This is a genomic window from Rhodocyclus gracilis, from assembly GCF_009617575.1.
GTDB classification, from domain to species: Bacteria; Pseudomonadota; Gammaproteobacteria; order Burkholderiales; family Rhodocyclaceae; genus Rhodocyclus; species Rhodocyclus gracilis.
Genome location: NZ_WIXJ01000005.1, coordinates 73,281 through 96,480, shown reverse-complemented (window position 1 = coordinate 96,480; position 23,200 = coordinate 73,281). Strand labels below are relative to the sequence as shown.

25 protein-coding genes and 1 riboswitch are annotated in these 23,200 nt (G+C 65.3%); of the genes, 11 read left to right on the top strand and 14 right to left on the bottom strand.

The features are described 5' to 3' along the window. Nucleotides 1-3: 3 nt before the first annotated feature. From GHK24_RS08720 to GHK24_RS08700, 5 genes are all read right to left on the bottom strand, one after another. Complete coding sequence (locus GHK24_RS08720) at nt 4-660, bottom strand: DUF484 family protein (protein WP_153472165.1); 657 nt, start codon at nt 658-660, stop codon at nt 4-6. Nucleotides 661-705: 45 nt separating this feature from the next. Further along, nucleotides 706-1,542 carry a diaminopimelate epimerase gene (gene dapF / locus GHK24_RS08715; RefSeq protein WP_153472162.1) on the bottom strand — a complete coding sequence of 279 codons (837 nt, stop codon included), beginning with the start codon at nt 1,540-1,542 and terminating at the stop codon, nt 706-708. Nucleotides 1,543-1,648: 106 nt separating this feature from the next. After that, nucleotides 1,649-2,200: a GNAT family N-acetyltransferase gene (locus GHK24_RS08710; RefSeq protein WP_153472159.1), complete on the bottom strand. Its 552-nt coding sequence runs from the start codon at nt 2,198-2,200 to the stop codon at nt 1,649-1,651. A gap of 8 nt (nt 2,201-2,208) precedes the next feature. After that, nucleotides 2,209-3,084, bottom strand: a complete 876-nt coding sequence (locus GHK24_RS08705; RefSeq protein ID WP_153472154.1) for a lysophospholipid acyltransferase family protein — start codon at nt 3,082-3,084, stop codon at nt 2,209-2,211. Continuing rightward, nucleotides 3,081-3,947: a lysophospholipid acyltransferase family protein gene (locus GHK24_RS08700; protein WP_153472150.1), complete on the bottom strand. Its 867-nt coding sequence runs from the start codon at nt 3,945-3,947 to the stop codon at nt 3,081-3,083. Before GHK24_RS08700 ends, GHK24_RS08705 begins: the two co-directional genes overlap by 4 nt. A 225-nt stretch (nt 3,948-4,172) precedes the next feature. Here GHK24_RS08700 and metK point away from each other — a divergent pair, with 225 nt between their 5' ends. Then, nucleotides 4,173-5,339, top strand: a complete 1,167-nt coding sequence (metK, locus tag GHK24_RS08695; RefSeq protein ID WP_153472147.1) for a methionine adenosyltransferase — start codon at nt 4,173-4,175, stop codon at nt 5,337-5,339. A 98-nt stretch (nt 5,340-5,437) separates the two neighbouring features. Here the strand turns inward: metK and GHK24_RS08690 are convergent, their stop codons facing one another. Then, nucleotides 5,438-6,361 (bottom strand): LysR family transcriptional regulator, encoded by a 924-nt coding sequence (locus GHK24_RS08690; protein ID WP_153472143.1) that lies wholly within the window; start codon nt 6,359-6,361, stop codon nt 5,438-5,440. Between the two features lie 154 nt (nt 6,362-6,515). Between GHK24_RS08690 and GHK24_RS08685 the strand changes: the two genes are divergently transcribed. From GHK24_RS08685 to metF, 5 genes are all read left to right on the top strand, one after another. Then, nucleotides 6,516-7,046: a YceI family protein gene (locus GHK24_RS08685; RefSeq protein WP_153472140.1), complete on the top strand. Its 531-nt coding sequence runs from the start codon at nt 6,516-6,518 to the stop codon at nt 7,044-7,046. Between the two features lie 8 nt (nt 7,047-7,054). After that, complete coding sequence (locus GHK24_RS08680; RefSeq protein WP_194286402.1) at nt 7,055-7,858, top strand: dioxygenase family protein; 804 nt, start codon at nt 7,055-7,057, stop codon at nt 7,856-7,858. Between the two features lie 152 nt (nt 7,859-8,010). After that, a complete protein-coding gene (locus GHK24_RS08675) occupies nt 8,011-9,246 on the top strand; it encodes an HD-GYP domain-containing protein (protein WP_153472137.1) in 1,236 nt (411 codons plus the stop codon). A 56-nt stretch (nt 9,247-9,302) separates the two neighbouring features. Further along, a riboswitch (S-adenosyl-L-homocysteine riboswitch) is annotated at nt 9,303-9,370 on the top strand. A 96-nt stretch (nt 9,371-9,466) separates the two neighbouring features. After that, a complete protein-coding gene (gene ahcY / locus GHK24_RS08670; RefSeq protein WP_340666148.1) occupies nt 9,467-10,864 on the top strand; it encodes an adenosylhomocysteinase in 1,398 nt (465 codons plus the stop codon). Between the two features lie 158 nt (nt 10,865-11,022). Then, a complete protein-coding gene (gene metF / locus GHK24_RS08665) occupies nt 11,023-11,913 on the top strand; it encodes a methylenetetrahydrofolate reductase [NAD(P)H] (protein WP_153472133.1) in 891 nt (296 codons plus the stop codon). Here metF and GHK24_RS08660 read toward each other — a convergent pair. The 5 genes from GHK24_RS08660 to GHK24_RS08640 all read right to left on the bottom strand — a co-directional run bounded on the left by GHK24_RS08660 (nt 11,902) and on the right by GHK24_RS08640 (nt 14,230). After that, nucleotides 11,902-12,195 carry a hypothetical protein gene (locus tag GHK24_RS08660; RefSeq protein ID WP_194286401.1) on the bottom strand — a complete coding sequence of 98 codons (294 nt, stop codon included), beginning with the start codon at nt 12,193-12,195 and terminating at the stop codon, nt 11,902-11,904. The two genes, metF and GHK24_RS08660, sit on opposite strands and share 12 nt — an antisense overlap. Before the next feature lie 20 nt (nt 12,196-12,215). Beyond that, on the bottom strand, nt 12,216-12,530 hold the full coding sequence (locus tag GHK24_RS08655; protein ID WP_153472130.1) for a YqjK family protein: 315 nt from the start codon (nt 12,528-12,530) through the stop codon (nt 12,216-12,218). Continuing rightward, nucleotides 12,527-12,937, bottom strand: a complete 411-nt coding sequence (locus GHK24_RS08650; protein WP_194286400.1) for a phage holin family protein — start codon at nt 12,935-12,937, stop codon at nt 12,527-12,529. The genes GHK24_RS08655 and GHK24_RS08650 overlap by 4 nt, the downstream gene beginning before the upstream one ends. A 17-nt stretch (nt 12,938-12,954) precedes the next feature. Next, the gene (locus GHK24_RS08645) at nt 12,955-13,275 is read right to left on the bottom strand and encodes an ElaB/YgaM/YqjD family protein (RefSeq protein ID WP_153472126.1); all 321 of its coding nucleotides are present in this window, start codon (nt 13,273-13,275) and stop codon (nt 12,955-12,957) included. Between the two features lie 172 nt (nt 13,276-13,447). Continuing rightward, the gene (locus tag GHK24_RS08640; protein WP_153472124.1) at nt 13,448-14,230 is read right to left on the bottom strand and encodes an exodeoxyribonuclease III; all 783 of its coding nucleotides are present in this window, start codon (nt 14,228-14,230) and stop codon (nt 13,448-13,450) included. Nucleotides 14,231-14,273: 43 nt separating this feature from the next. Here GHK24_RS08640 and pyrE point away from each other — a divergent pair, with 43 nt between their 5' ends. Then, nucleotides 14,274-14,915 (top strand): orotate phosphoribosyltransferase, encoded by a 642-nt coding sequence (gene pyrE / locus GHK24_RS08635; protein WP_153472122.1) that lies wholly within the window; start codon nt 14,274-14,276, stop codon nt 14,913-14,915. A 63-nt stretch (nt 14,916-14,978) separates the two neighbouring features. On the opposite strand, the gene gatB is transcribed toward pyrE, so the two are convergent. The 3 genes from gatB to gatC all read right to left on the bottom strand — a co-directional run bounded on the left by gatB (nt 14,979) and on the right by gatC (nt 18,379). After that, nucleotides 14,979-16,445 carry an Asp-tRNA(Asn)/Glu-tRNA(Gln) amidotransferase subunit GatB gene (gene gatB, locus GHK24_RS08630; RefSeq protein ID WP_153472121.1) on the bottom strand — a complete coding sequence of 489 codons (1,467 nt, stop codon included), beginning with the start codon at nt 16,443-16,445 and terminating at the stop codon, nt 14,979-14,981. 165 nt (nt 16,446-16,610) lie between these two features. Continuing rightward, on the bottom strand, nt 16,611-18,095 hold the full coding sequence (gatA, locus tag GHK24_RS08625; RefSeq protein WP_153472118.1) for an Asp-tRNA(Asn)/Glu-tRNA(Gln) amidotransferase subunit GatA: 1,485 nt from the start codon (nt 18,093-18,095) through the stop codon (nt 16,611-16,613). Continuing rightward, the gene (gene gatC, locus GHK24_RS08620; protein WP_153472116.1) at nt 18,092-18,379 is read right to left on the bottom strand and encodes an Asp-tRNA(Asn)/Glu-tRNA(Gln) amidotransferase subunit GatC; all 288 of its coding nucleotides are present in this window, start codon (nt 18,377-18,379) and stop codon (nt 18,092-18,094) included. The genes gatA and gatC overlap by 4 nt, the downstream gene beginning before the upstream one ends. Nucleotides 18,380-18,603: 224 nt before the next feature. On the opposite strand from gatC, the gene GHK24_RS08615 reads away from it, so the two are divergent. The 4 genes from GHK24_RS08615 (at nt 18,604) to mrdA (ending at nt 23,197) form a co-directional block, all read left to right on the top strand. Then, nucleotides 18,604-19,647, top strand: a complete 1,044-nt coding sequence (locus GHK24_RS08615) for a rod shape-determining protein (protein WP_153472112.1) — start codon at nt 18,604-18,606, stop codon at nt 19,645-19,647. Between the two features lie 182 nt (nt 19,648-19,829). Next, entirely contained in the window at nt 19,830-20,759 is a 930-nt protein-coding gene (gene mreC, locus GHK24_RS08610; protein WP_153472109.1) for a rod shape-determining protein MreC, read from the top strand. A gap of 7 nt (nt 20,760-20,766) precedes the next feature. Beyond that, nucleotides 20,767-21,288 carry a rod shape-determining protein MreD gene (mreD, locus tag GHK24_RS08605; protein WP_153472106.1) on the top strand — a complete coding sequence of 174 codons (522 nt, stop codon included), beginning with the start codon at nt 20,767-20,769 and terminating at the stop codon, nt 21,286-21,288. Between the two features lie 10 nt (nt 21,289-21,298). Beyond that, nucleotides 21,299-23,197: a penicillin-binding protein 2 gene (gene mrdA, locus GHK24_RS08600; protein ID WP_153472103.1), complete on the top strand. Its 1,899-nt coding sequence runs from the start codon at nt 21,299-21,301 to the stop codon at nt 23,195-23,197. Nucleotides 23,198-23,200: the final 3 nt, after the last annotated feature.

The window sequence follows — 23,200 nt, the reverse complement described above, 5'->3', positions numbered from 1 at the left end:
AAACTACCGGAACAGCACGCGGGCGAGGGCGGCCGACGCCATCTCGCCGAGGCGTTCGAGGTATAGCGTGCCCATGCCGGCGTAGAACCGCTGCGCGTCCTCGCTGCCCAGCGCAATCATGCCGATGGTGCCGCCGGCATTGCGCAGCGCGATCAGCGCCTGCGAACGGACGTGCGCGGCACCATCGCTGAACCAGGCCGCCGTGCCGAAGCCGGTCGTCGAGCCGCAATAGGGCTGGCCGAGCGTTTCGGCAAAGACCTGCAACTCTTCGCTGACAGCGGCGAATTCCGGCAGCTCGTCGGCGTCGGCCGGGCGCTCCCAGAGACGCAGGGCGAAGTGGGGAATGGCGAAGTCGTCGCGCAGATGGAAATTGAGCGTATGCAGTACGGCGCCGAAGCTGGCGGCGGCGATGACGGCAACGCCCAGGCGATGCATCTTCTCGCTGATGGCATCGTTGTCTTCGCCAAACTGCAGCAGCTCGCGCATTTTTTCTTCGAGTTGCCGATTCTTGTCGCGCAGGGTCAGCATTTGCCGCTCGGTGATCGAGATGGCACGCCCGCCATGCGGATGCGGGATGACGAGCTGCGACATCAGATCGGCGTGTTGCTCGAAGAACTTCGGGTTTTCCTGGAGAAAGTTCGCGACTTCTTCAGCGTTCATGGGGAATGGTGTCCTGTTGGCAAGGAGTGAGGCGCGCGGGGCGCTTTAGTGATCGAGGGAGATTTCGCCCGTAAACACGGTGGTCGCCGGCCCGCTCATGAGCACCGGGTGCCCCGGACCGTCCCAGGCGATGCGCAGATCCCCGCCGCGCGTCGTCACGCGCACCGGCGAATCGAGCAGGCCGCGCCGCACCCCGGCGACAACCGCTGCGCAGGCGCCAGTGCCGCAGGCGAGCGTTTCCCCCGCACCGCGCTCATAGACGCGCAGGCGAATCGAATGACGGTCGACGCATTGCATGAAGCCCGCGTTCACCCGCTGCGGGAAACGCGGGTGTGCTTCGATCAGCGGCCCCAGCACCTCGACCGGCGCCGTGTCGACGCTGTCGACGCACTGCACCGCATGCGGGTTGCCCATGGAGACGACGGAAATGGCGAGCGCCTGCTCGCCGACGGCGAGCGTATGCAGCACGGTGTCGGCATCGGCCACGAAGGGAATCTCGGCGGGGGCGAAGCGGGGAATGCCCATATCGACGGTGACATTGCCGTCCGCCTCCAGACGCGGGCGAATCAGGCCGCGTTGCGTTTCGACGACGATCTCGCGGGCCGTGCACAGACCGCTGTCGACGACGAAACGCACGAAGCAGCGAGCGCCGTTACCGCATTGCTCGACCTCGCCACCATCGGCGTTGAAGATGCGGTAACGAAAATCGGCATCCGGCCGGGTCGGCCGTTCGACAAGCAGAATCTGGTCGCAGCCGATGCCGAAACGACGATCCGCGAGAAAGCGCAGCTGCGCCGGCGTCAAGGCGAGCGACTGACGAATGCCGTCGAGCACGACAAAGTCGTTACCGAGGCCGTGCATCTTGGTAAAGCGGAGAATCATGGGCGGACGGGCAGCAAAAGATAAAACCGGGAAAACCGGCAGGAGGGCGCCAGCGCCGATGCCGGCAGCAAGAGGCCGCTGGCAGCAAACCGCCGCGCCGCGGCGCTCATACGGATCGGGCCATTATAAAGTCGTCCATGACGAAGCCGTGGCCGATATCGACCCTGACCGATTCACGCACGGCAAAGCCGTGCTTGCCGTAGGCGGCGATAGCGGGGGCATTGCTCTTGTTCACGGCCAGAATGAGCGTATGGCAGCCGAGATCGCGCGTCCGCGCTACCGCCCGGGCGATCAAGGCGCCACCGATGCCGCGGCGTTGCTGTGCAGGATCGACATAGAGCTTGTCGAGCTTCAATTCCCCCGGCTGGCTGCTCCGTTGCGTCGCGGCAAAGGCGAGGAGCGTCCCGCCGGGTGCGCCAGCCGCATCCGGGGTCGCCGCTGCGCCCAGCGCAGGGGAAGCCTCGCGCGCCAGATCCCACCAGTGCGCGTCGCTCGCCAGTTCGGCCAGGAGACGCGGCGCGGCATAGCGTTCATCGAGCATGTAGTCGATCTGCGCTTGCGTGATGATGTCGCGGTAGGTGACCTGCCAGACGACGCGCGCGAGGCGGGCAACTGCCGCGATGTCGTCGGCGCGCATCGGCGATAGGGTGATCGACATGACAATCCTCAGTAGATTTTCGCTTCGCCGGGAGGGCGGGTCTTGAAGCGCTTGTGCAGCCAGAAATACTGTTCGGGCATGCGCAGTACCTGACTCTCGATATACGCATTCATGCGCCGGGTGTCGAGTTCGACGCTTTCGCCGGGGAAGTCTTCCCACGGCGCCTGCAACTCGACGGTATAGCCGGCGTCCGTCATGCGCGTGATGCATGGCACGACGCGCGCGTTGGCCAGACGCGCCAGACGCGACACGCCGGTAATCGTCGCCGCCGGCACACCGAAGAACGGCGTAAACAGGGCATCGCGCGCACCGTAATCCATGTCGGGCAGGTAGTAGAACGGCAGGCCGTCGCGCAAGGCGCGCAAGGCGCGACGCATGCCGTCCTGCCGCGACAGCAGCAGCGGCGCGTTGAAGCGCAGACGCCCGGCGAGCAGGACGGCGTTGAATACCGGATTCTTCTGATTGGCGTAGACGCTGACGACCGGCGTCATCATCGTCACCACCGAACCGCCGGCATCGAGACCGACGAAATGCGGCGCCAGCAGGATCGTTGCCCGCCCATCCGCCGCCAGCAGATGCTCGCTGCCCTCGACCGTGATCAGACGCTCAAGACGCTGGCGGGGCGCCCACCAGAGCAGTGTGCGGTCGAGAAAGGCACGGGCGAAGGCGACAAAGTGCCGCCGCACCAGTTGCCGGCGCGCCGGCGCGTCGAGCGACGGAAAGCAAAGACCGATATTGCGCAGCGCCACCCGCCGCCGCTCCCGGCCAACGAGATAAAGCACCTCACCGAAGAGGGCGCCGAGCGCGCGCAAGGCGGGCAAGGGGAGCCAATGCAGGAGCCACAGCACCCCCACCAGCAGTCGCGACGGTAGTTGCAGACTCATGATGCACGCTCGACGGCGAGAGGCGGCGGCTCGGCGCCCGCCGGACGTTTGTAGCGGTTGTAGCCCCACAGGTATTGCTCGGGGCACAGGCGGATCAGACGCTCGATCTCGTGGTTGATGCATTGGGCGCGTTCGTCGGTCGTCCCCTCGATCGGCGCCGCCGGCGTGTGAATATGAAAATGATAGCCGGCGCCGTGCGGCAGGCGCTCGGCCCAGACGACGAACACCGTCGAATTCGTCTCCGAAAGGCGCGCCGCCAGCGTCATCGTGTACGCCGGCCGGCCGAAGAAATCGAGCCAGCGCCCTTCGCCAACCTTCGGCGCCTGATCGGGCAACATGCCGACCGCCTCGCCACGCCGCAGCCCCTTGATCAGCGAGCGCACGCCGGCGAGGTCGGCCGTCGCCAGCTTGAGCTGCGCCCGCGCCCGGCCGGTCAGGATCATCTCCTGTAACCAGCGCTGCTTCGGCGCACGATAGAGCACCGTGATCGGTGCGAAACACGAAAAATACTGTGCCGTGATCTCGAAGCAGCCGAGATGAGGCGTCATGAAGAGGATGCCGCGCCCCTGCGCCTGCGCGGCTTCGACGAGTTCCCAGCCACTCACGCGCACCACCATCCTGGCGGCGACCGCCAGCGGGTGCAGCCAGATCGCCGGCAGTTCGAGGGCCGTCTTGCCCGCTTCGGCGATGGCCGCGTTGCGCACCCGCCGCGCCTCTGACGCCCCCAGCGCGCCCACCAGGTTTTCCTGAAGGTGGCGACGATAGGTCGGCGACAGACACCAGACCAGCCAGCCCAGAAGCGCCCCCAGGCGGTGCAGCCAGCGCAATGGCAGACGGCTGAGAATACGAAAGAGAAAGGTCAAGCAGCCACCCGCACAAAAGCAATCCACAGGAATATCGCGGCAGGCGCCGATTGACCCCCCCCGCGAAACAAACGACAATTATCCATCCGCCGAGTTACTCAGGACAACTTGCAGGGCGGGGAAGCCGGAAATCGGCTTGGTTGCATACTGCTAAATCGTCGTCTGCTCAAACCCCGGAGCCGGCAACGCAGCCGTCACGGGGTTTTTTGTTTCTGGAGCTTTTGCATGAGCCAAGATTATCTGTTTTCTTCTGAATCGGTCTCCGAAGGGCATCCGGACAAGGTAGCCGACCAGATTTCTGACGCCATTCTCGACGCCATCCTGGCGAGCGATCCGACGGGTCGTGTGGCGTGTGAGACGCTCGTCTCCACCGGCCTCGTCGTCATTTCCGGCGAAATCACGACGACGGCGCACATCAACTATCGCGAAATCGCGCAGGACACCGTTCGTCGCATCGGCTACAACGATTCCGAAATCGGCTTCGACTACAAGAGCTGCGCCATTCTGACCGCCATCAACCGTCAGTCGCCGGACATCGCGCAAGGCGTGAACGAAGGCGAAGGCCTCGATCTCGACCAGGGCGCCGGCGACCAGGGCCTGATGTTCGGCTACGCCTGCAACGAAACCGCCACGCTGATGCCGCTGCCGATCTACTACGCGCACCGCATCATGCAGCGTCAGGCCGAAGTGCGTAAGGACGGCCGTCTGCCGTGGCTGCGCCCCGACGCCAAGAGCCAGCTGACCGTCCGCTACGTCGACGGCAAGCCGGTGGCGATCGACACGGTGGTCGTGTCGACGCAGCACGGTCCGGACATCTCGCACGCCGATCTCTCGGAAGCCGTCATCGAAGAAATCGTCAAGCCGGTGCTGCCGAAAGAGCTGCTCACGGGCAATACGCGCTACCTGATCAACCCGACCGGCCGCTTCGTTGTCGGCGGCCCGCACGGCGACTGCGGCCTGACTGGCCGCAAGATCATCGTCGACACTTACGGCGGTGCTGCGCACCACGGCGGTGGCGCCTTCTCGGGCAAGGATCCGTCCAAGGTCGACCGCTCGGCCGCCTACGCTGGCCGCTATGTGGCGAAGAACATCGTCGCCGCGGGTCTGGCGGATCGCTGCGAAGTGCAAGTCGCCTACGCTATCGGAGTGGCGCGTCCGGTGTCGCTGATGGTCAACACCTTCGGCACGGGCAAGATCGCCGACGCCAAGATCGTTGAGCTGATCGGCCGTCACTTCGACTTGCGTCCGAAGGGCATCATCCAGACGCTCAACCTGCTGCGTCCGATCTACTCGAAGACCGCCGCCTACGGCCACTTCGGCCGCGACGAGCCGGAATTCACGTGGGAAGCGACCGACAAGGCCGCCGCACTGCGCGCCGACGCCGGCCTCTGATCCACCGCCTGCGCCGCCAAAAGGGGAGCGTTCATCGCTCCCCTTTTTTTTCGCCCGGCTTTCGCATCACCCGCCGGCCACCGCGCAACGCGCGGCCGTCACGAAATCCCCGAGGTGCGGGCGATATCGTCCCAGGACGGGGCGGCGGCAAGACGCTCCGCCAGCGTATCGACGAGCACGCGCACCCGCTGCGGCAGGTAGCGATTACCCGGAAACACCGCGTAGATGCCGAATTCCGGACAGGCGAAGTCGTCGAGGATGCGCAACAGCCGCCCGTCGCGCACTGCCGCCTCGGCGATGAAGGTCGGTGCACAGGTAATGCCCAGTCCTTGTATCGCCGCCGCGAGCAAGGCGTCGCCGCTGTTGGCCTCGATGCGCCCGGCGATTGGGAAGGTCTGCATCTGCCCGTCAATGATGAACGACCAGTTCGAGCGCGAGGACAGCACGTAGCCGAAGCAGTCGTGCGCGGCCAGTTCGCGCGGATGCTGCGGACACCCGCGCCGCGCGAGATACGCGGGGGAAGCGACGACGACGCTCTGGCTGTGGCCGATCTTGCGCGCGACGTCGCCCGGATCGAGACGCTCGCCAATGCGAATCGCCAGATCGAAGCCACCCTCGATCAGATTGACGCGCCGGTCGTTGAAATCGAGCTCTAGCGATATGTCGGGGTGCTCTGCACTGAACTCGCCAAAGATCGGCATCAGCCGATGCAGGCCGAACGAGAAGGGCAACGTGACCCGCAGATGCCCGCGGGCCTGCCGATCCTCGTCGTGCAGCCCGCCTTCCGCTAGCTCAAGCAGGGTCAGGATTTCCCGACATTTTTCCAGATAGCTCGCGCCGGCCGAGGTCAGACTGAGACGCCGCGTGCTGCGCGCCAGCAGCTTGACGCCAAGATGCGCCTCCAGCGCCGCCACCTGTCGCGTGACGACGGAGCGTGCCACATTCAGACGCTGCGCAACCCCGGCGAAGCTGCCGGCCTCAGCCACCTGAACGAAGATACGCATGCCATCGAGCCTGTCCATCTCGCCCCCTTAAGTTGCACAATCAGCAACAATCAATTGCGGATTGTCTCCTATTTCTGCACCACGCTTCTCCGTAAAGTGCCCCCATCGACCGCACGACGCAGCCAGCCGAGGCGGACGAAACCCAGCGATCAGCCCACAACGGAGACCTCTCATGAGCACTGCAAGCACCCCGAACGCCGCCACCTTCATCATCGACGAAACGCACACCTCGCCGCGCTTCGAGTACAGCCACTTTGGCTACTCGCGCCAGTCGCACCGTTTCGACCGGACCCAGGGTACGATCACGCTCGACCGCGCCGCCCGAACGGCATCGGTGGACGTCAGCATCGACGCGACCTCGGTCAATACCGGCTACGCGCTGTTCAACGAGCACATTCAAGGCGAGGACTTCCTCGACACCGCGCATCACCCGACGATCACCTTTCACTCGACGCACGCCCGTTTCGACGGCGACACGCCGGTTGCCGTGGCGGGGCTGCTGAGCATCAAGGGAATCACCCACCCGGTTGAGCTGACAATCACCTCGTTCCACGCCATGCCGCACCCGATGCTTGAAAAAGATGCCATCGGCGCCAACGCCCAGACGACGATCAAGCGCTCCGACTTCAAGCTCGACAAATACGCGCCCTTCGTCTCCGACGAACTGACGCTGCACATCAGCGTCGAAGCGATCAAGGAGTAAGCCGGCTCATGAGCGCTCGCATGCCCGTCGTCTTCGTTTCGCATGGCGCGCCGGATGCCCTGATCAAGGCGCCCGACACGGTGGCCTGCTGGAGTGCCATCCGCCAGCAGGTGCCGCCGCCGTCGGCCATTCTGGTCGTCTCGGCGCACTGGGAAGCCGCCCGCCCGACGCTCAGCCTGAGCGCGGCACCGACGACGGTGCACGACTTCGCCGGCTTCGACCCGCGCCTCTACCAATTGCGCTACCCGGCACCAGGAGCGCCGGCGCTCGCCGGGCGCGTGCTGGCACAACTCGCCAAAGCCGGCATCACCGCTGACACCGATCCAGAGCGCGGGCTCGACCACGGGGCCTGGGTTCCTCTGCTGGCGATGTATCCGGGGGCGGACATCCCCGTCACCCAGCTTTCGCTGATCCATGGCGGCAGCGTCGCCACGCACTACGCCCTCGGACAGGCACTGGCGCCGCTGCGTGATGAGGGCGTGCTGATCGTCGCTTCCGGCGCCATCACGCACAACTTCGCCTGGCTCGACTTTCACACCTCGGCCGGCCAGCCGCCGCTGGCGGTGGCACAGCAGTTCAGCGACTGGCTGGGCGAACGCATTCTTGCCGGCGACGACGCCGCCGTGCTGGGCTACCGTGACGCACCATACGGCGCCGACGCGCACCCCAGCGAAGAGCATTTTCATCCACTCGCCGTCGCTCTCGGCGCGAGCGCTGGCGATCGCGCGGTGCGCTTCCGCCCGGAATTCACCTACCGCGGGCTGTCGATGGACGCCTATCTCTGGCCCAGCGCTGACGCCGCAGCCACCTGAGGACGGGCGGGTACGGGCTGGTCACACGCAGTGCGGAGCAGGCGCACGATGTGGCGCGCACAGAGTCATCTGCCGCGCAAAAGATGGCGAGTCGAGTAGACTCGCAGAAACATCTCGTTCACATACGTTCCTGCTCCACTGCGCGGCCCGCCATGCTCAAAAAGATCAGCGTCAACGACCTGCGGGTCGGCATGCACATCAAGGAATTCTGCGGTTCCTGGATGGAGCATCCGTTCTGGCGAAACGCCTTCGTGATGGACGACCCGCGCGATCTGCAGCGAATTCTCGCCAGCAGCATCAAGGAGGTATGGATCGACTGTAGCAAGGGGCTTGATGTCGCCCCGGAAGTCAAAACCGTCTCGTTTGCCGAATCGGAAGCCGAAGTCGAAGCCGAGTTGGCGCGCGCCGCCTCGAGCGCCCGCCAGATCGAGCGCGTCGGCGTCTCCGCAGAGCTGGCGCGGGCTGCGCGCATCTGCGCCAAAGGCAAGCAGGCGGTCGTTTCGATGTTTCAGGAGGCGCGCATGGGCCGCGCCATCGACACAGCGGCCACGCAGCGCCTGGTCGAAGAAATTTCCGATTCCGTCACCCGCAATCCGGGCGCCCTGATCAGTCTGGCGCGCATCAAGACCGCTGACGATTACACCTATCTGCACTCCGTTGCCGTCTGTGCGCTGATGGTTGCTCTCGCCCGCCAGATGGGCCTCAGCGAGGAAGACACCCGTGCCGCAGGCCATGCAGGACTCCTGCACGACCTCGGCAAGGCCCTGATGCCGATGGATGTGCTCAACAAGCCGGGCAAGCTGACCGATGAGGAGTTCGCCATCGTCAAACAGCACCCGGTGGAAGGCCACCGCCTGCTGCTCGAAGCCAAGGGTACGCACGAAGTCACCCTCGACGTCTGCCTGCATCACCACGAGAAGATGGACGGCTCGGGCTATCCGGACCATCTGCCCGCCGAGCAGATTTCCCGCTTTGCGCGCATGGGCGCCGTTTGCGACGTGTACGACGCCATCACCTCGAACCGTCCCTACAAGGCCGGCTGGGACCCGGCCGAGTCGCTGCGCCGCATGGCGGAATGGACACAAGGCCATTTCGACCCGGCGATCTTCCAGTCCTTCGTCAAGAGTCTCGGCATCTATCCGATCGGCTCGCTGGTAAGACTAGCCTCGGGTCGACTCGCTATCGTCGTCGAGCAAAGCGCGCGCTCGCTACTCGCACCACGCGTCAAAGTGTTTTTCTCGACGCGCTCGAACGCGCGCCTGCCCCCCGAGATCGTCGATCTGTCGCGGCCGGGCAGCACAGAAAAAATCGCCGCGCGCGAAGATCCTGCCGCATGGAACTTTCCTGACCTCGACCGTCTCTGGTTAACCGGCGAAAGCGCAAGCTGATCGGGGCGACTGCCGCGTCAGCGCGTCCGGCGGAAAACTGCGTATAATCCGCCCCACTCCGAGGAGCGCTGCAAGGCTGTCGTCCGACAGTCCCAGGCTCGGACCGAAACGGCGCTCATCCGACCCCCCGCGCCGGGCGTGGGTGGCGGGTGAGTCCGGCCTTCCTCAGGTCATTGCTCCCTCGTCGCCACCTCCGGCTGCTGTTCTGAAGGAGCTTGCTGTGGCTGACAAAGACTTCATCGTTGCCGACCTGAATCTGGCCGACTGGGGCCGCAAGGAAATCCGCATCGCCGAGACCGAAATGCCCGGTCTGATGGCGATCCGCGAAGAGTACGCCGCCTCTCAACCGCTCAAGGGCGCCCGCATCACCGGCTCCCTGCACATGACCATCCAGACTGCCGTGCTGATCGAGACGCTGGTCGCGCTCGGCGCCGAAGTCCGCTGGGCCTCGTGCAACATCTTCTCGACGCAGGACCACGCCGCTGCCGCGATCGCCGCGCAAGGCATCCCGGTGTTCGCGGTCAAGGGCGAAACGCTCTCCGACTACTGGGATTACACGCACCGCATCTTTGAGTGGGCCGATGGCGGCTATTCGAACATGATCCTCGACGACGGCGGCGACGCGACGCTGCTGCTGCACCTCGGCGCGCGCGCCGAGAAGGACATTTCGGTCATCGCCAAGCCGGGCTCCGAAGAAGAAACCATCCTCTTCGCCGCCATCCGCGCCAAGCTCGCCATCGATCCGACCTGGTATTCGGTGCGTCTGGCGCAGATCAAGGGCGTCACCGAAGAAACCACCACCGGCGTCCATCGCCTGTACCAGATGCACCAGCGCGGCGAACTCAAGTTCCCGGCGATCAACGTCAATGATTCGGTGACCAAGTCGAAGTTCGATAACCTCTACGGCTGCCGCGAATCGCTGGTCGACGGCATCAAGCGCGCGACCGACGTGATGGTCGCCGGCAAGATCGCCGTCGTCGCTGGTTACGGCGACGTCGGCAAGGGTTCGGCGCAGGCGCTGCGCGCGCTGTCGGCGCAGGTGTGGGTCACCGAAATCGACCCGATCTGTGCGCTGCAGGCGGCGATGGAAGGCTATCGCGTCGTCACCATGGAGTACGCTGCCGACAAGGCCGACATCTTCGTCACCACCACCGGCAACTTCCACGTGATCACGCACGAGCACATGGTGGCGATGAAGAACAACGCCATCGTCTGCAACATCGGTCACTTCGACAACGAGATCGACGTCGCCTCGCTCGAGCAGTACCAGTGGGAAGAGATCAAGCCGCAGGTCGATCACGTCATCTTCCCCTCTGGCCGCCGCATCATCCTGCTCGCCAAGGGCCGCCTGGTGAACCTCGGCTGCGGTACCGGCCATCCGTCCTACGTGATGAGCTCCTCGTTCGCCAACCAGACGATCGCCCAGATCGAACTGTTCACGCGCACCAATGACTACCCGGTCGGCGTGTACACGCTGCCCAAGCACCTCGACGAGAAGGTCGCCCGCCTGCAGCTGAAGACGCTCAACGCGCAACTCTCCGTCCTGCGCCCGGAACAGGCGGCCTATATCGGCGTGCCGGTCGAAGGTCCGTACAAGGCGGAGCACTACCGCTACTAACCGGGAGGTCGTGCCGTCCGGGGCAGTACACCGGGCGGCGCCGCGTCGGCACACGCTGCGACGCAGCGCCGCCTGCCCGACGGCACGGCCACCGCCTTTTGCACCTCCGGTCGACGTCCGTCCGCGACGTCGACCGACCCAACAGGAATCGACACGCGATGACCGCCGATCTCCGCAACGCCAGTCGCTGCTTCAGTCTCGAGCTCTTCCCGCCGCAAACGCCGGAAGGCACGGAGAAGCTGCGCGCGGTACGCCGCCAGCTTGCCGAACTGGGGCCGAAATTCTTTTCCGTCACCTTCGGTGCCGGCGGCTCGACACGCGACCGCACGCTCGACACCGTGCTCGAAATCCAGACCGATGGACAGGAAGCCGCACCGCACCTGTCGTGTGTCGGCTCGACCGAAGAAAACATCCGCGAGATGCTGACGCTCTACCGCGGGCAAGGCATTCGCCACATCGTCGCCCTGCGCGGCGATCTGCCGTCGGGCATGGCCGAGCCGGGCGCCTTCCGCTACGCCAGCGATCTCGTGCGCTTCATCCGCGCCGAAACCGGCGACTGGTTCCACATCGAAGTCGCCGCCTATCCGGAATTCCACCCGCAAGCGGCCAGCCCGCAGGCCGATCTCGCTGCCTTCCGCAGCAAGGTCGACGCCGGTGCCGATTCGGCGATTACGCAGTATTTCTATAACAGCGACGCCTACTTTCGCTTCATCGACGATTGCGCCGCGCTCGGCGTCACGATTCCGGTGGTGCCGGGAATCATGCCGATTTCGAGCTATTCGAAGCTGGCGCGCTTTTCCGATACCTGCGGTGCGGAAATCCCGCGCTGGGTGCGCAAGAAGCTGGAAAGCTACGGCGACGACGCCGCGTCGATCCGTGCCTTCGGCCTTGATGTCGTCAGCCAGCTCTGCGAACGCCTGCTGGCGGGCGGCGCGCCCGGCTTGCACTTCTACACGCTGAATCAGGCGGGGCTGGTCAACGAGTTGTGGGAACGCCTGCACCTGCCCGCACATGCGGCGCGCGGTACCGAGCTCGCTTCAGGACTCTGATCCCGGCGGCGGCGGGAAGGCGCGCGGTTGCCGTCGCCGGTCGAGCCACCAGGCGTAGACCGGCAGCAACAGGGCAGAACCCGGCAGCAGCAGCAAGAGCAGGTAAGGCGACAAACGCGACAGGACGCGCAGCTGCGAAAGCAGCTCCGCGCGTTCGGCGGCCGTCCACGCCTCGCCGTTGCGGTTTTTCATCAACAAGGGGAGCAAGCCGCGCATCTGGACGATGCCGGTGACGACCTCCCGCGCCTGCCGTCGCTGCCCCGCCCAGAGGCGGCTGAACACGCTACTCCGCCCGCGTGCGTTCACCGCACACCGGCAACCAGGGAATCCAGACGGCTGCGCAAGGCCCGCCACGCCCGCCAGGCGAACAACGCACGACGCCCCCAGCGCCAGAGGCGCACAGGCTTGAGTACGACAAACACGGCGACCGCCGCCGCCACGACCGCCGGGTGACGACGCACACCGTCAGCGATCAGGCGCACCCACGTCAGCGCACGATCCGTCGTTCGCAAACCATCGCGAACGGGTGCCAGTTGCGCGCCCAGATCGGCGCGCTGCCGGGCAATGCGCTCCAGCAACCGGCCCCGGCGCACGCCGATATCGATCAGGTCACTCATTCGGCCGGCGGCGCGTCACGCATGGCGGCCTTAAGCTGGCGGATATCTTCCTCCAGCTCATTCAGGCTGCTCGCAAACATCGGCTGCGGCCGCAGCAGCGCGCGCTGCACCGCCGCATAAAAGAGCCCTGCCAATACGAGGAAAAGCAGCGCACCGGCCGTCAACACCAGCAGTCGTTGTTCCCAGTACAGCGTCGCCAGTGCGGCAAAGCCGAGCACCACGGCAATCCCGGCGCACAACATCAGCGCTTGCCCGAGCAGGGCAACGCGGATCAAGCGCAGCTTCTCTTCTTCGAGCTCGTTGCCAAGGAGTTCAAGGCGCGTGCGAACACTCGCCAATGCCGTCGAAGCGAGACGATGCGCCGAACCGAGCAGGCCCGATCCGGCGCTGGCGGGCGCGTCGCTCACGCCTTTACCGAAGAGGTTCAACGGCGACCAATGATGATGCCGAGGAGCAGGCCAACGCCGCCGGCGATGCCCACAGCCTTCCAGGGGTTTTCGTGCACGTAGTCGTCGGTAGCGCGAGCCGCTGCCTTCGTGCCGTCGACCAGTACTGCTTCGGCGTCGGCCAGACGCAGCTTGGCGTCACGCAGACGATCCTGAATGCGCTCACGCAGTTCGCTGACCTTTTCGCCCGCCAGACTGGCGGAGGCGCGCAGGATTTCATCAGCGTCCGACACGACAACGCGCAGGTCGGAAACGAGTTTATCTTTATTCACGGAAGACAGGCCGGTGGTCTCAGACATGGCAAACCTCATGGAAAAGAAGGGGATGGGGTGCGGAATCTATCGGGAGAAATGGCGCTGGCGCCTGCCTTGTTCCGTCGTTGCCGGCGGATAACGCAGGCTCTGCAAGCCTTTCACTGCTCAGAGTATCGATTTTACTGTCGCAGATCAACGCGGCGCGGCGGCGCAGCAATCAAAAAGCATACGCATAGTCGATGGTGAGCGGTGCGTGATCGGAAAAACGCTGCGCGCGATAGACCTGCGCGGTCTGCGCGCAAGCAGCCAGCGACGCCGTTGCCAACTGGTAATCGAGCCGCCAACCGACGTTCTTCGCCCAGGCCTGACCACGATTCGACCACCACGTATAACAGCCTTCCCCTTCATCCGGATACAGGACGCGATAGCTGTCGCGCCAGCGCCCATCGGCGAGCACACCGGCAACCCAGGCTCGCTCTTCGGGCAGGAAGCCGGAGTTTTTCTGGTTGGATTTCCAGTTCTTCAGATCAAGCTCGCGCTGCGCGATGTTCCAGTCGCCGCAGACAACGACGTCCCGCCCGCTGGCGGCCAGCGCGTCGAGCACGGGCATGAAGCGCTCCATGAAGCGGAATTTCGCCTCCTGCCGCTCCGGCGAACTGGAGCCCGATGGCAGGTAAAGCGACACCACCGAAAGATTACCGAAGTCGGCGCGTAGATATCGCCCTTCGGCGTCGAATCCGGCGTCGCCGATGCCTTCGACGACGGCGTCAGGCGCGCGCCGGCTCCAGACGCCGACGCCGCTGTAACCTTTTTTGCTGGCATGTGCGTTGACGGCGTGCAACCCGGCGGGCGCTGCCAGTTCAGCGTCGAGATCGGCCGCCTGCGCCTTGAGTTCCTGCACGCAGACGACGTCGGCCTGCTGTGCCGCCAGCCAGGGCAAAAGCCCCTTGCGGCACGCCGAGCGAACGCCGTTGAGGTTGAGGTTGATGATGCGTAACATACGGCTCCCGTGCCGCGCCGCGGCCCTTTTGGTGTGTGCTTTTATGGACTTTCGTCAGGAATTCATCGAATTCGCCGTCGGCCGCAACGCCTTGCTGTTCGGCGAATTCATTACCAAGGCGGGACGTCGTTCGCCGTACTTCTTCAACGCAGGCTTGTTCAACGACGGCGAATCGCTCGACCGGCTGGCGCAATTCTACGCGAGCACGATCCTCGCCAGCGGGCTTGCCTTCGACGGGCTCTTCGGCCCGGCCTACAAAGGCATTCCGCTTGCCGCGACGACCGCCGTCGCGCTGGCGCGCCAGGGCTGTAACCGGCCGCTGTCGTACAACCGCAAGGAAGCGAAGGACCACGGCGAAGGCGGCACCATCGTTGGCGCCAAGCTCGCCGGGCGCGTGCTGATCATCGACGACGTGATTTCTGCCGGCACCTCGGTGCGCGAATCGGTGGAGATCATCCGCGCCGCCGGCGCCACCCCCTGCGGCGTCGTCATTGCCCTCGACCGCATGGAGCGGGGGCAGGGTGAGCTGTCGGCCGTGCAGGAAGTCGAACGGGATTACGGCATCCCGGTCATGGCCGTCGCCACGCTCAATGACCTGCTGACGTATCTGGGCGACCGCGCCGATCTCGCGGCGCACCAGAGCGCGGTGGATCGTTACCGCCGCGACTACGGCATCGCCCGCTAGTCGGCGACTTGTCGGCAGCACACGGCGCCGGAGGCATCCGGCGCCGTCAATCTCTCCACAAAACTAGCCGAGCTTGCTGCGCAGCAATTGATTGACCTGCTGCGGATTGGCCTTGCCCTTGGTGGCTTTCATCGCCTGGCCGACCAGCGCGTTGAAGGCCTTCTCCTTGCCGGCGCGAAACTCGGCGACCATCGCCGCATTGTTGGCGAGGACTTCGTCGATCAAGGCCTCGATGGCGCCGGTGTCGGTGATCTGCTTCAAGCCCTGCGCCGCGATGATGCGGTCGGCCGCGTCCTCGCCGGTGCCGCCTTCGCCCGCCCAGATCGCATCAAAAATCTTCTTGGCGATGTTGTTGGAGATGGTGTTGTCGGCGACGCGCGCCAGCAGGCGTCCAAGCTGCGCCGCCGACACCGGGGCATCGCCAAAGTCGATGCCTTCGCGGTTCACGCGCGCCGCGAGATCGACCATCACCCAGTTGGCGCACGGCTTGGCGGAGGCGACGCCAGCCGCCTGTACGGCAGCTTCGTAATAGTTGGCAATCTCCAGACTGGCCGTCAGCGCCGTGGCGTCGTAGTCGGAAAGGCCGAACTCGGCAACAAAGCGGGCGCGCTTGGCGACCGGCAGTTCCGGCAGCTGCGCGCGCGTCCGCTCGACCCAGTCACGGGCGATGACCAGCGGCAGCAAGTCGGGATCGGGGAAGTAACGATAGTCGTGGGCATCTTCCTTCGAGCGCATGGAGCGCGTCTCGCCCGAATCGGGATCGAACAGCACCGTCGCCTGCTGGATGCGGCCGCCGTCTTCGAGCGTCTCGATCTGCCAGCGCACTTCGTAGTCGATCGCCTGCTGCATGAAGCGGAAGGAGTTGAGGTTCTTGATCTCGCGCCGCGTGCCGAGCGGGCCGCCGGGACGGCGCACCGAGACGTTGGCGTCGCAGCGGAAGGAGCCTTCCTGCATGTTGCCGTCGCAGATGCCGATCCAGCGCACCAGCGCATGCAGGGCGCGCGCGTAGGCGACGGCTTCCGCCGACGAGCGCAGATCCGGCTCGGACACGATCTCCAGCAACGGCGTGCCGGCACGATTGAGGTCGATCCCCGATTGGCCCTGGAAGTCCTCATGCAGGCTCTTGCCGGCGTCTTCTTCGAGGTGCGCACGCGTCAGGCGGATGATCTTCTCGCTATCGCCGACCTGGATCGCCAACTGCCCACCGATGACCACTGGCGCCTCGAACTGGCTGATCTGGTAGCCCTTCGGCAAATCGGGGTAGAAGTAGTTTTTGCGCGCGAAGACCGATCGCTCGGCGACCTCCGCCCCCACCGCCAGACCAAAGCGGATGGCGCACTCGACGGCGCCACGATTCAGGACCGGCAAAACGCCCGGCAAGGCCAGATCAACGGCGCAGGCCTGCACGTTGGGCGCCGCGCCAAAGGCGGTGGCGGCACCGGAAAAGATTTTCGATTGGGTCGCCAGCTGGGCGTGCGTCTCGATCCCGATGACGACTTCCCAGCCGCTGCTCACTTCGCCGTGCTTCATGGCTATTTCGCCTTCCCGTCAATAACGGCGACCGAGGCCGGAGTCTCCCGGCGCTGATCGCCCGATGCATATCCACAGTCTGCAAACATCCGTCGCATTGCTCGCGCCCTTTGCCGCCATCCGCTTCCGGCGCACACCGAGAACGAAAATCGACCGGCGCGCCGCCTAGTCGGCCAATGCGGTCGGCCGCTGCAGGTGCCAATCCGTCGCCCGCTGGTAGCGGTGCGCGACATCGAGCAGACGCGCCTCGCCGAAGTAGTTGCCGATCAGCTGCAAGCCAGTCGGCAGGCCATTGGCCAGACCGCAGGGAACCGACATGCCCGGCAGGCCGGCCAGATTGACAGCGATGGTGTAGATGTCGGAGAGGTACATCTGCACCGGATCGGCCGCCTTTTCGCCGATGCGGAACGCGGTGCCGGGGCTGGTCGGCCCCATGATCACGTCGCATTCCTTGAAAGCGCGCGCGAAGTCGTCGGCGATCAGGCGGCGGATGCGCTGCGCCTGCCGGTAGTAGGCGTCATAGTAGCCGTGCGAGAGCACGTAGGTGCCGATCAGGATGCGCCGCTTCACTTCAGCGCCGAAACCCTGCGCGCGCGTCTTGGAGTACATGTCGTCGAGGTCGCTGTACTCCGGCGCGCGATGGCCGTAGCGCACGCCGTCGAAGCGCGACAGGTTCGAGCTGGCCTCGGCCGGCGCGATCACGTAGTAGGCGGGCACCGACAGCTGCATCGCCGGCAGGCTGACCTCGACCGTCTCGGCGCCGAGCGCGCGATAGGCGGCGATCGCTTCATCGACGCGCGCCATCACCGCCGCGTCGCAGCCGGCGCGTTCGGCTTCGCCGAAGAATTCGCGCGGCAGACCGATCTTCAGGCCGGCCAGCGGCTTCGCCGGCGCGTCAGCGGCGAGCAGGCGCGTGTAGTCCTCGGCCGGGCGCTCGACGCTGGTCGAATCACGCGTGTCGAAACCGGCCATGGCGTTGAGCAGCAGCGCACAGTCTTCGGCCGAGCGCGCCATCGGCCCGGCTTGGTCGAGCGACGAGGCGAAGGCGATCATGCCCCAGCGCGAAACGACACCGTAGGTCGGTTTCAGTCCGGTGAGGCCGCACAGCGCCGCCGGCTGACGGATCGAGCCGCCGGTGTCAGTGCCGGTCGCCGCCGGCGCCAGTCGCGCCGCCACCGCGGCGGCGGAGCCGCCCGACGAGCCGCCGGGAACTCGCGCCGGGTCCCAGGGGTTCTTCACCGCGCCGAAGTACGAGGTTTCGTTCGACGAGCCCATGGCGAACTCGTCCATATTGGTCTTGCCGAGATTGACCGCACCGGCGGCGTCGAAGCGCTCGATCACCGTCGCGTCGTAGGGGCTGACGAAGTTCTCCAGCATGCGCGAGCCGCAGGTGGTGCGCCAGCCCTGCGCACAGAAAATGTCCTTCTGCGCCAGCGGGATGCCGAGCAGGGGGCCGGCCTCGCCGCGCGCACGCCGCAGGTCGGCGGCTTTTGCCTGCGCCAGACTCTTGTCAGGGTCGACAGTGATGAAAGCGTTGATTTCGGGGTTATGGCGGGCGATGCGCTCAAGGTAGGCCTGCGTCAGTTCGACGCTGGAAAACTCGCCTTTGGCAAGGCCTTGCGCAAGCGACTTGAGACTGCGTTCAATCATTCGATCACCTTCGGTACCAGATAGAGCCCGTCGGCCGTTTCCGGGGCAACCGCCTGGAAGGCGGCGCGCTGATCGGACTCGCTGACACGGTCGTCGCGCAGACGCTGCGCGATATCGAGCGCATGCGCCATCGGCGCAACGCCGGCGGTATCCGCCGCCTGCATGGCCTCAATGAGGCTGAAAATTCCGTTCAGTTCGCCAAGGGCGGTATCCGCCTCGGCATCGCTGATATCGATCCGCGCCAGCTGGGCAACGCGGCGCACTTGTTCAAGAGTTAGCGACATGGCTGAGTAGCGAAAAAGAGGCTGACCGGAAAGGGCGGCCATTCCAATGTGCGGGCAGACGCCGTCAAACGATGGTGCAGCAGACCGCACCCGCAAAAGCAGCGCCAACGCAACCGCGCCAACGCCGGAATGGCGGCAGCAAGGGTTTAATACGATTAGCCTTATAAGGTATCATAAAGTCCCTTCCCGCCGCAGTTGCCGGCGGACACTCAGGATTCCCCCGCATGTTCAGCTTTCTACGCAGCTACTTCTCCAACGATCTGGCCATCGACCTCGGCACCGCCAACACGCTGATTTACGTGCGTTCGAAAGGCATCGTTCTCGACGAACCTTCCGTCGTCGCCATCCGCCTTGAAGGCGGCCCGAACGCCAAGAAGACCATTCAGGCGGTCGGCAAGGAAGCCAAGGAAATGCTCGGCAAGGCACCCGGCGCGATCACCGTGATCCGGCCAATGAAAGACGGCGTGATCGCCGACTTCACCGTCACCGAACAGATGCTGAAGCAGTTCATCAAGAAGGTGCACGACTCGAAACTGCTGTCGCCGAGCCCGCGCATCATCATCTGCGTGCCGTCCGGCTCGACGCAGGTCGAACGCCGCGCCATCCGCGAATCGGCCATCGGCGCCGGCGCAAGCCAGGTGTTCCTGATCGAAGAACCGATGGCCGCTGCCATCGGCGCTGGCCTGCCAGTGGCGGATGCGACCGGCTCGATGGTCGTCGATATCGGCGGCGGCACCACGGAAGTCGGCGTCATCTCGCTCGGCGGCATGGTCTATGCCGGCTCGGTTCGCGTCGGCGGCGACAAGCTCGACGAAGCGATCATCAACTACATCAGCCGCAACTACGGCATGCTGATCGGCGAAAACACCGCCGAGAACATCAAGAAGATGATCGGCTCGGCCTTCCCCGGCGCCGAAGTGCGCGAAATGGAAGTCTCCGGCATCAACAAGGCCGAGGGCATCCCGCGCAAGTTCACGATTTCGTCGAACGAAATCCTCGAAGCACTGACCGAGCCGCTCAACCAGATCGTCTCGGCCGTCAAGTCGGCGCTGGAAAAGACGCCGCCCGAACTCGGCGCCGACATTGCCGACAAGGGCATGGTGCTCACCGGCGGCGGCGCGCTGCTGCGCGACCTCGACCGTCTGCTGATGGAAGAAACCGGCCTGCCGGTGATCGTTGCCGACGACCCGCTCACCTGCGTCGCGCGCGGCTGTGGGCTGGCGCTCGAGAAGATGGACAAGCTCGGCAGCATCTTCGCCTCCGAGTGAGGGCGCACATGAGGTCAGTTCGTCCGGAGCGCCGGGTTGGGCCGTTCCGAACGGTCGGCCTCTGCGCCTTGACGGCGCGGCACGCGCCGTCTCGTTCGCGCCTGCGTGCAGCCGCTGGCCTGCCGCTCCAGTCCGGCGACGACGCCTGTCGCGGCGCTCACTGACGCTGCCAATACGCGCCGATGGATCATCAACCGCCACCGTTTTTCAAGCGAGGACCGGCGCCGCTGGCGCTGCTCTCGTTTTACCTCGCGCTGTCGATCGCGCTGGCGGTTGTGGACGCGCGCTTCCGTACGCTGGAAATCCTGCGCCAGGGCATCGGCGCCGTGACGCAACCGTTGCAACAGATCGCCCAGGCGCCGGCGCGCTTTCTGGCAGACGCCGGGGAGCGCATCAGTACGGCAACGTCGGCGCAGGACGACAATGACCGCCTGCGCCGCGAACGCCTCGAAATGGCGCCGCAGCTCATGCGTACGCAGCAAATGGAAGCCGAGAACGCGCGTTTGCGCCGCCTTCTCGGCGTCAGCGAACGGCAAGCGGGCAACGCCCACGTCGCCGAAGTGATCCGCACCGCACGCGACCCATTCTCGCGCCGCATCGTCATCGACAAGGGCTTGCAGGACAACGTCGTCGCCGGCCAGCCGGTGATCGACGACGCCGGCATCGTCGGGCAGGTGACACGCGTTTTCCCGTTCGTTTCGGAAGTCACGCTAATCACCGACAAGGATCAGGCGGTGCCGGTGCAGATCGTGCGTAACGGACTGCGCTCGGTCGTCTTCGGCCTCGGCGACGGCCGCCTCGAGCTGCGCTTCATCCCCGCCAACGCCGATGTGCAGGAAGGCGACCAGCTCGTCACCTCGGGAATCGACGGCATCTTCCTGCCCGGCTTCCCGGTGGCCACCATTACCCGCATCGAACGCGACAGCGCGTATTCGTTTGCGCGCATCCACTGCGCGCCGACCGCCGGCGTCGAAAATTTCAGCGAAGTCATGCTGCTCGACGAACGCAAGACCAAGCCCCTGCCCGACGAGTTGAGCGAACGTAGCGACGACGACAGCCGTAGCACTGACCGCGGCAGTCGCCTCAAAAAGCGACGCGCGGGTCGCGACTAGGATCGCCATGCAACCGACTTTCTCCTCCTCACGCATCCTCCTGCCGGTCAAGGGCTGGTTCGTCGTTCTGACGCTGATCGGCGCGCTGTTCCTCAACTTCCTGCCGATCTCGGCCTGGCCGGGCATGCCTGACTGGGTGGCGCTGGTGCTCGTCTTCTGGAGCGTGCGCGAAAGCCGGCGCGTCGGCATGGGCTGGGGATTTGTCCTCGGACTGGCGATGGACGTCGCCGACGCCAGCCTACTCGGGCAGCACGCGCTGGCCTACGTACTGGTCGCACATGTCTCGTCGTCGCTGTCGAAACGCATCCTCTGGTTCCCGCTTCTCCAGCAGCAGCTGCACGTCTTGCCGCTTTTGCTGCTGGTGCAGTTCGTGCAAATCGGCGTGCGCCTGATCGCTGGCGCCAGCTTCCCCGGCTTCGCGTACTTCGTCGGCCCGCTCATTGGCGCCATCCTCTGGCTGCCGCTGACCTACGCGCTGCTGCTGCCGCAGTATCAGCCGGTCGAGCGCGACGCCAACCGGCCGATCTGAGCGGAGCCCCATGCGCCTGCGCCGTTCCCTGCAAAATTCGAGCGACAGCGACTACAGCCGCTACCGTTTCCGGCTGGCCGTTTCGATGGCGCTGGTGCTGCTCGCCTTCGGCACGCTGCTGACGCGCTTCGTCTATCTGCAGGTCATTCAGCACGACTACTACACGACACGCGCCGAAGATAACCGCATCTCCCTGGCACCAATCGCGCCGAATCGCGGCGTCATCGTCGACCGCAACGGCGTCGTCATGGCGCACAACTATTCGGCCTTCACGCTCGAAATCACGCCGTCCAAGGTGCCCGACCTCGAAGCGACCATCGAGGCGCTCGGCCAGATCATCGACATCCAGCCGAAGGACCGCAAACGCTTCCGCAAGCTGCTCGACGAGAGCAAGACCTTCGAGAGCCTGCCGATCCGCACGCGTCTCTCCGACGAGGAAGTCGCACGCTTCGCCGCCAACCGCTACCGTTTCCCCGGCGTCGAGGTGCAGGCGCGGCTGTTCCGCCAGTACCCGCTGGGGCCAATTGCATCGCACGCGCTCGGCTACATCGGCCGCATCAACACGCGCGACCTCGAAACCATCGCCGCCAGCGATCAGGAGTCGAACTACAAGGGCGCCGACCATATCGGCAAGACCGGCATCGAGCAGAAATACGAGTTCTACCTGCATGGCACCACTGGCTACGAGCAGGTCGAAGTCGACGCCGGCGGGCGCGCCGTGCGCAGCCTCTCGCGCACCTCGCCGATCCAGGGCAACGACCTGACGCTGACGCTCGACACCAAGCTGCAGGATATCGCCGAGAAGGCCTTTGGCGACCGTCGCGGCGCCCTCGTCGCCATCGACCCGGCGACCGGCGGTGTGCTGGCGCTGGTGTCGATGCCGACCTACGACCCCAACCTTTTCGTTGACGGCATCCGCACCGACGACTGGGATCAACTCAACAACTCGCCCGACAAGCCGATGGTCAACCGGGCGTTGAACGGCGCCTACCCGCCCGGCTCGACCTTCAAGCCCTTCCTCGCCCTGGCCGCGCTCGAAACCGGCAAGCGCACGGCCAGCCAGGCCATCGTCGATCCGGGCTACTTCAACTTCGGCGGCCACCAGTTCCGCGACGACAAGAAGGGCGGGCACGGCGTCGTCGACATGTACCGTTCGATCGTCCAGTCCTGCGACACCTATTACTACATGCTGGCCAACGACATGGGCATCGACTCGATTGCCCGTTTCATGAGCCAGCTCGGTTTCGGCAGCCGCACCGGCATCGACATCGAAGGCGAATCGGAAGGCGTGCTGCCGTCGCCGGAGTGGAAGAAGCGGCGCTTCAAGCGGCCGGAGCAGCAAAAATGGTTTGCCGGCGACACCGTCTCGATTGGCATCGGCCAGGGCTATAACGCGTACACGCCAGTTCAGCTGGCCATGGCGACGGCGGCGCTTGCCAACAACGGCGTGATGTACCGCCCGCACCTCGTCAATTTCATCACCGACAGCCGCTCCGGCGAGAAGACCTACATCGAGCCGCAGCCGATGCGTACCCTCGCGCTGAAGCAGGAAAACATCGACACCATCAAGCGTGCGATGGTCGGCGTGGCACGCGAAGGGACGGGCGCCCGCGCCTTTGCCGGCGCGCCCTACGAATCGGGCGGCAAGACCGGGACGGCGCAGGTCTTCAGCCTGAAGGGCGAAAAATACGAAGGCGGACGCGTCCGCGAGCATCTGCGCGACCACGCGCTCTACATCGCCTTCGCGCCGGCCGACAAGCCGAAGATCGCCCTCGCCGTGCTTGTCGAAAACGGCGGTTTCGGCGCCCAGTCGGCCGCACCGATTGCCCGGCTGGTGCTCGACTACTACCTGCTCGGCAAGGCGCCCAAAGGCCCGGCCAGCGAAGACGCGACGCCGGAAGAGGAATAGCCG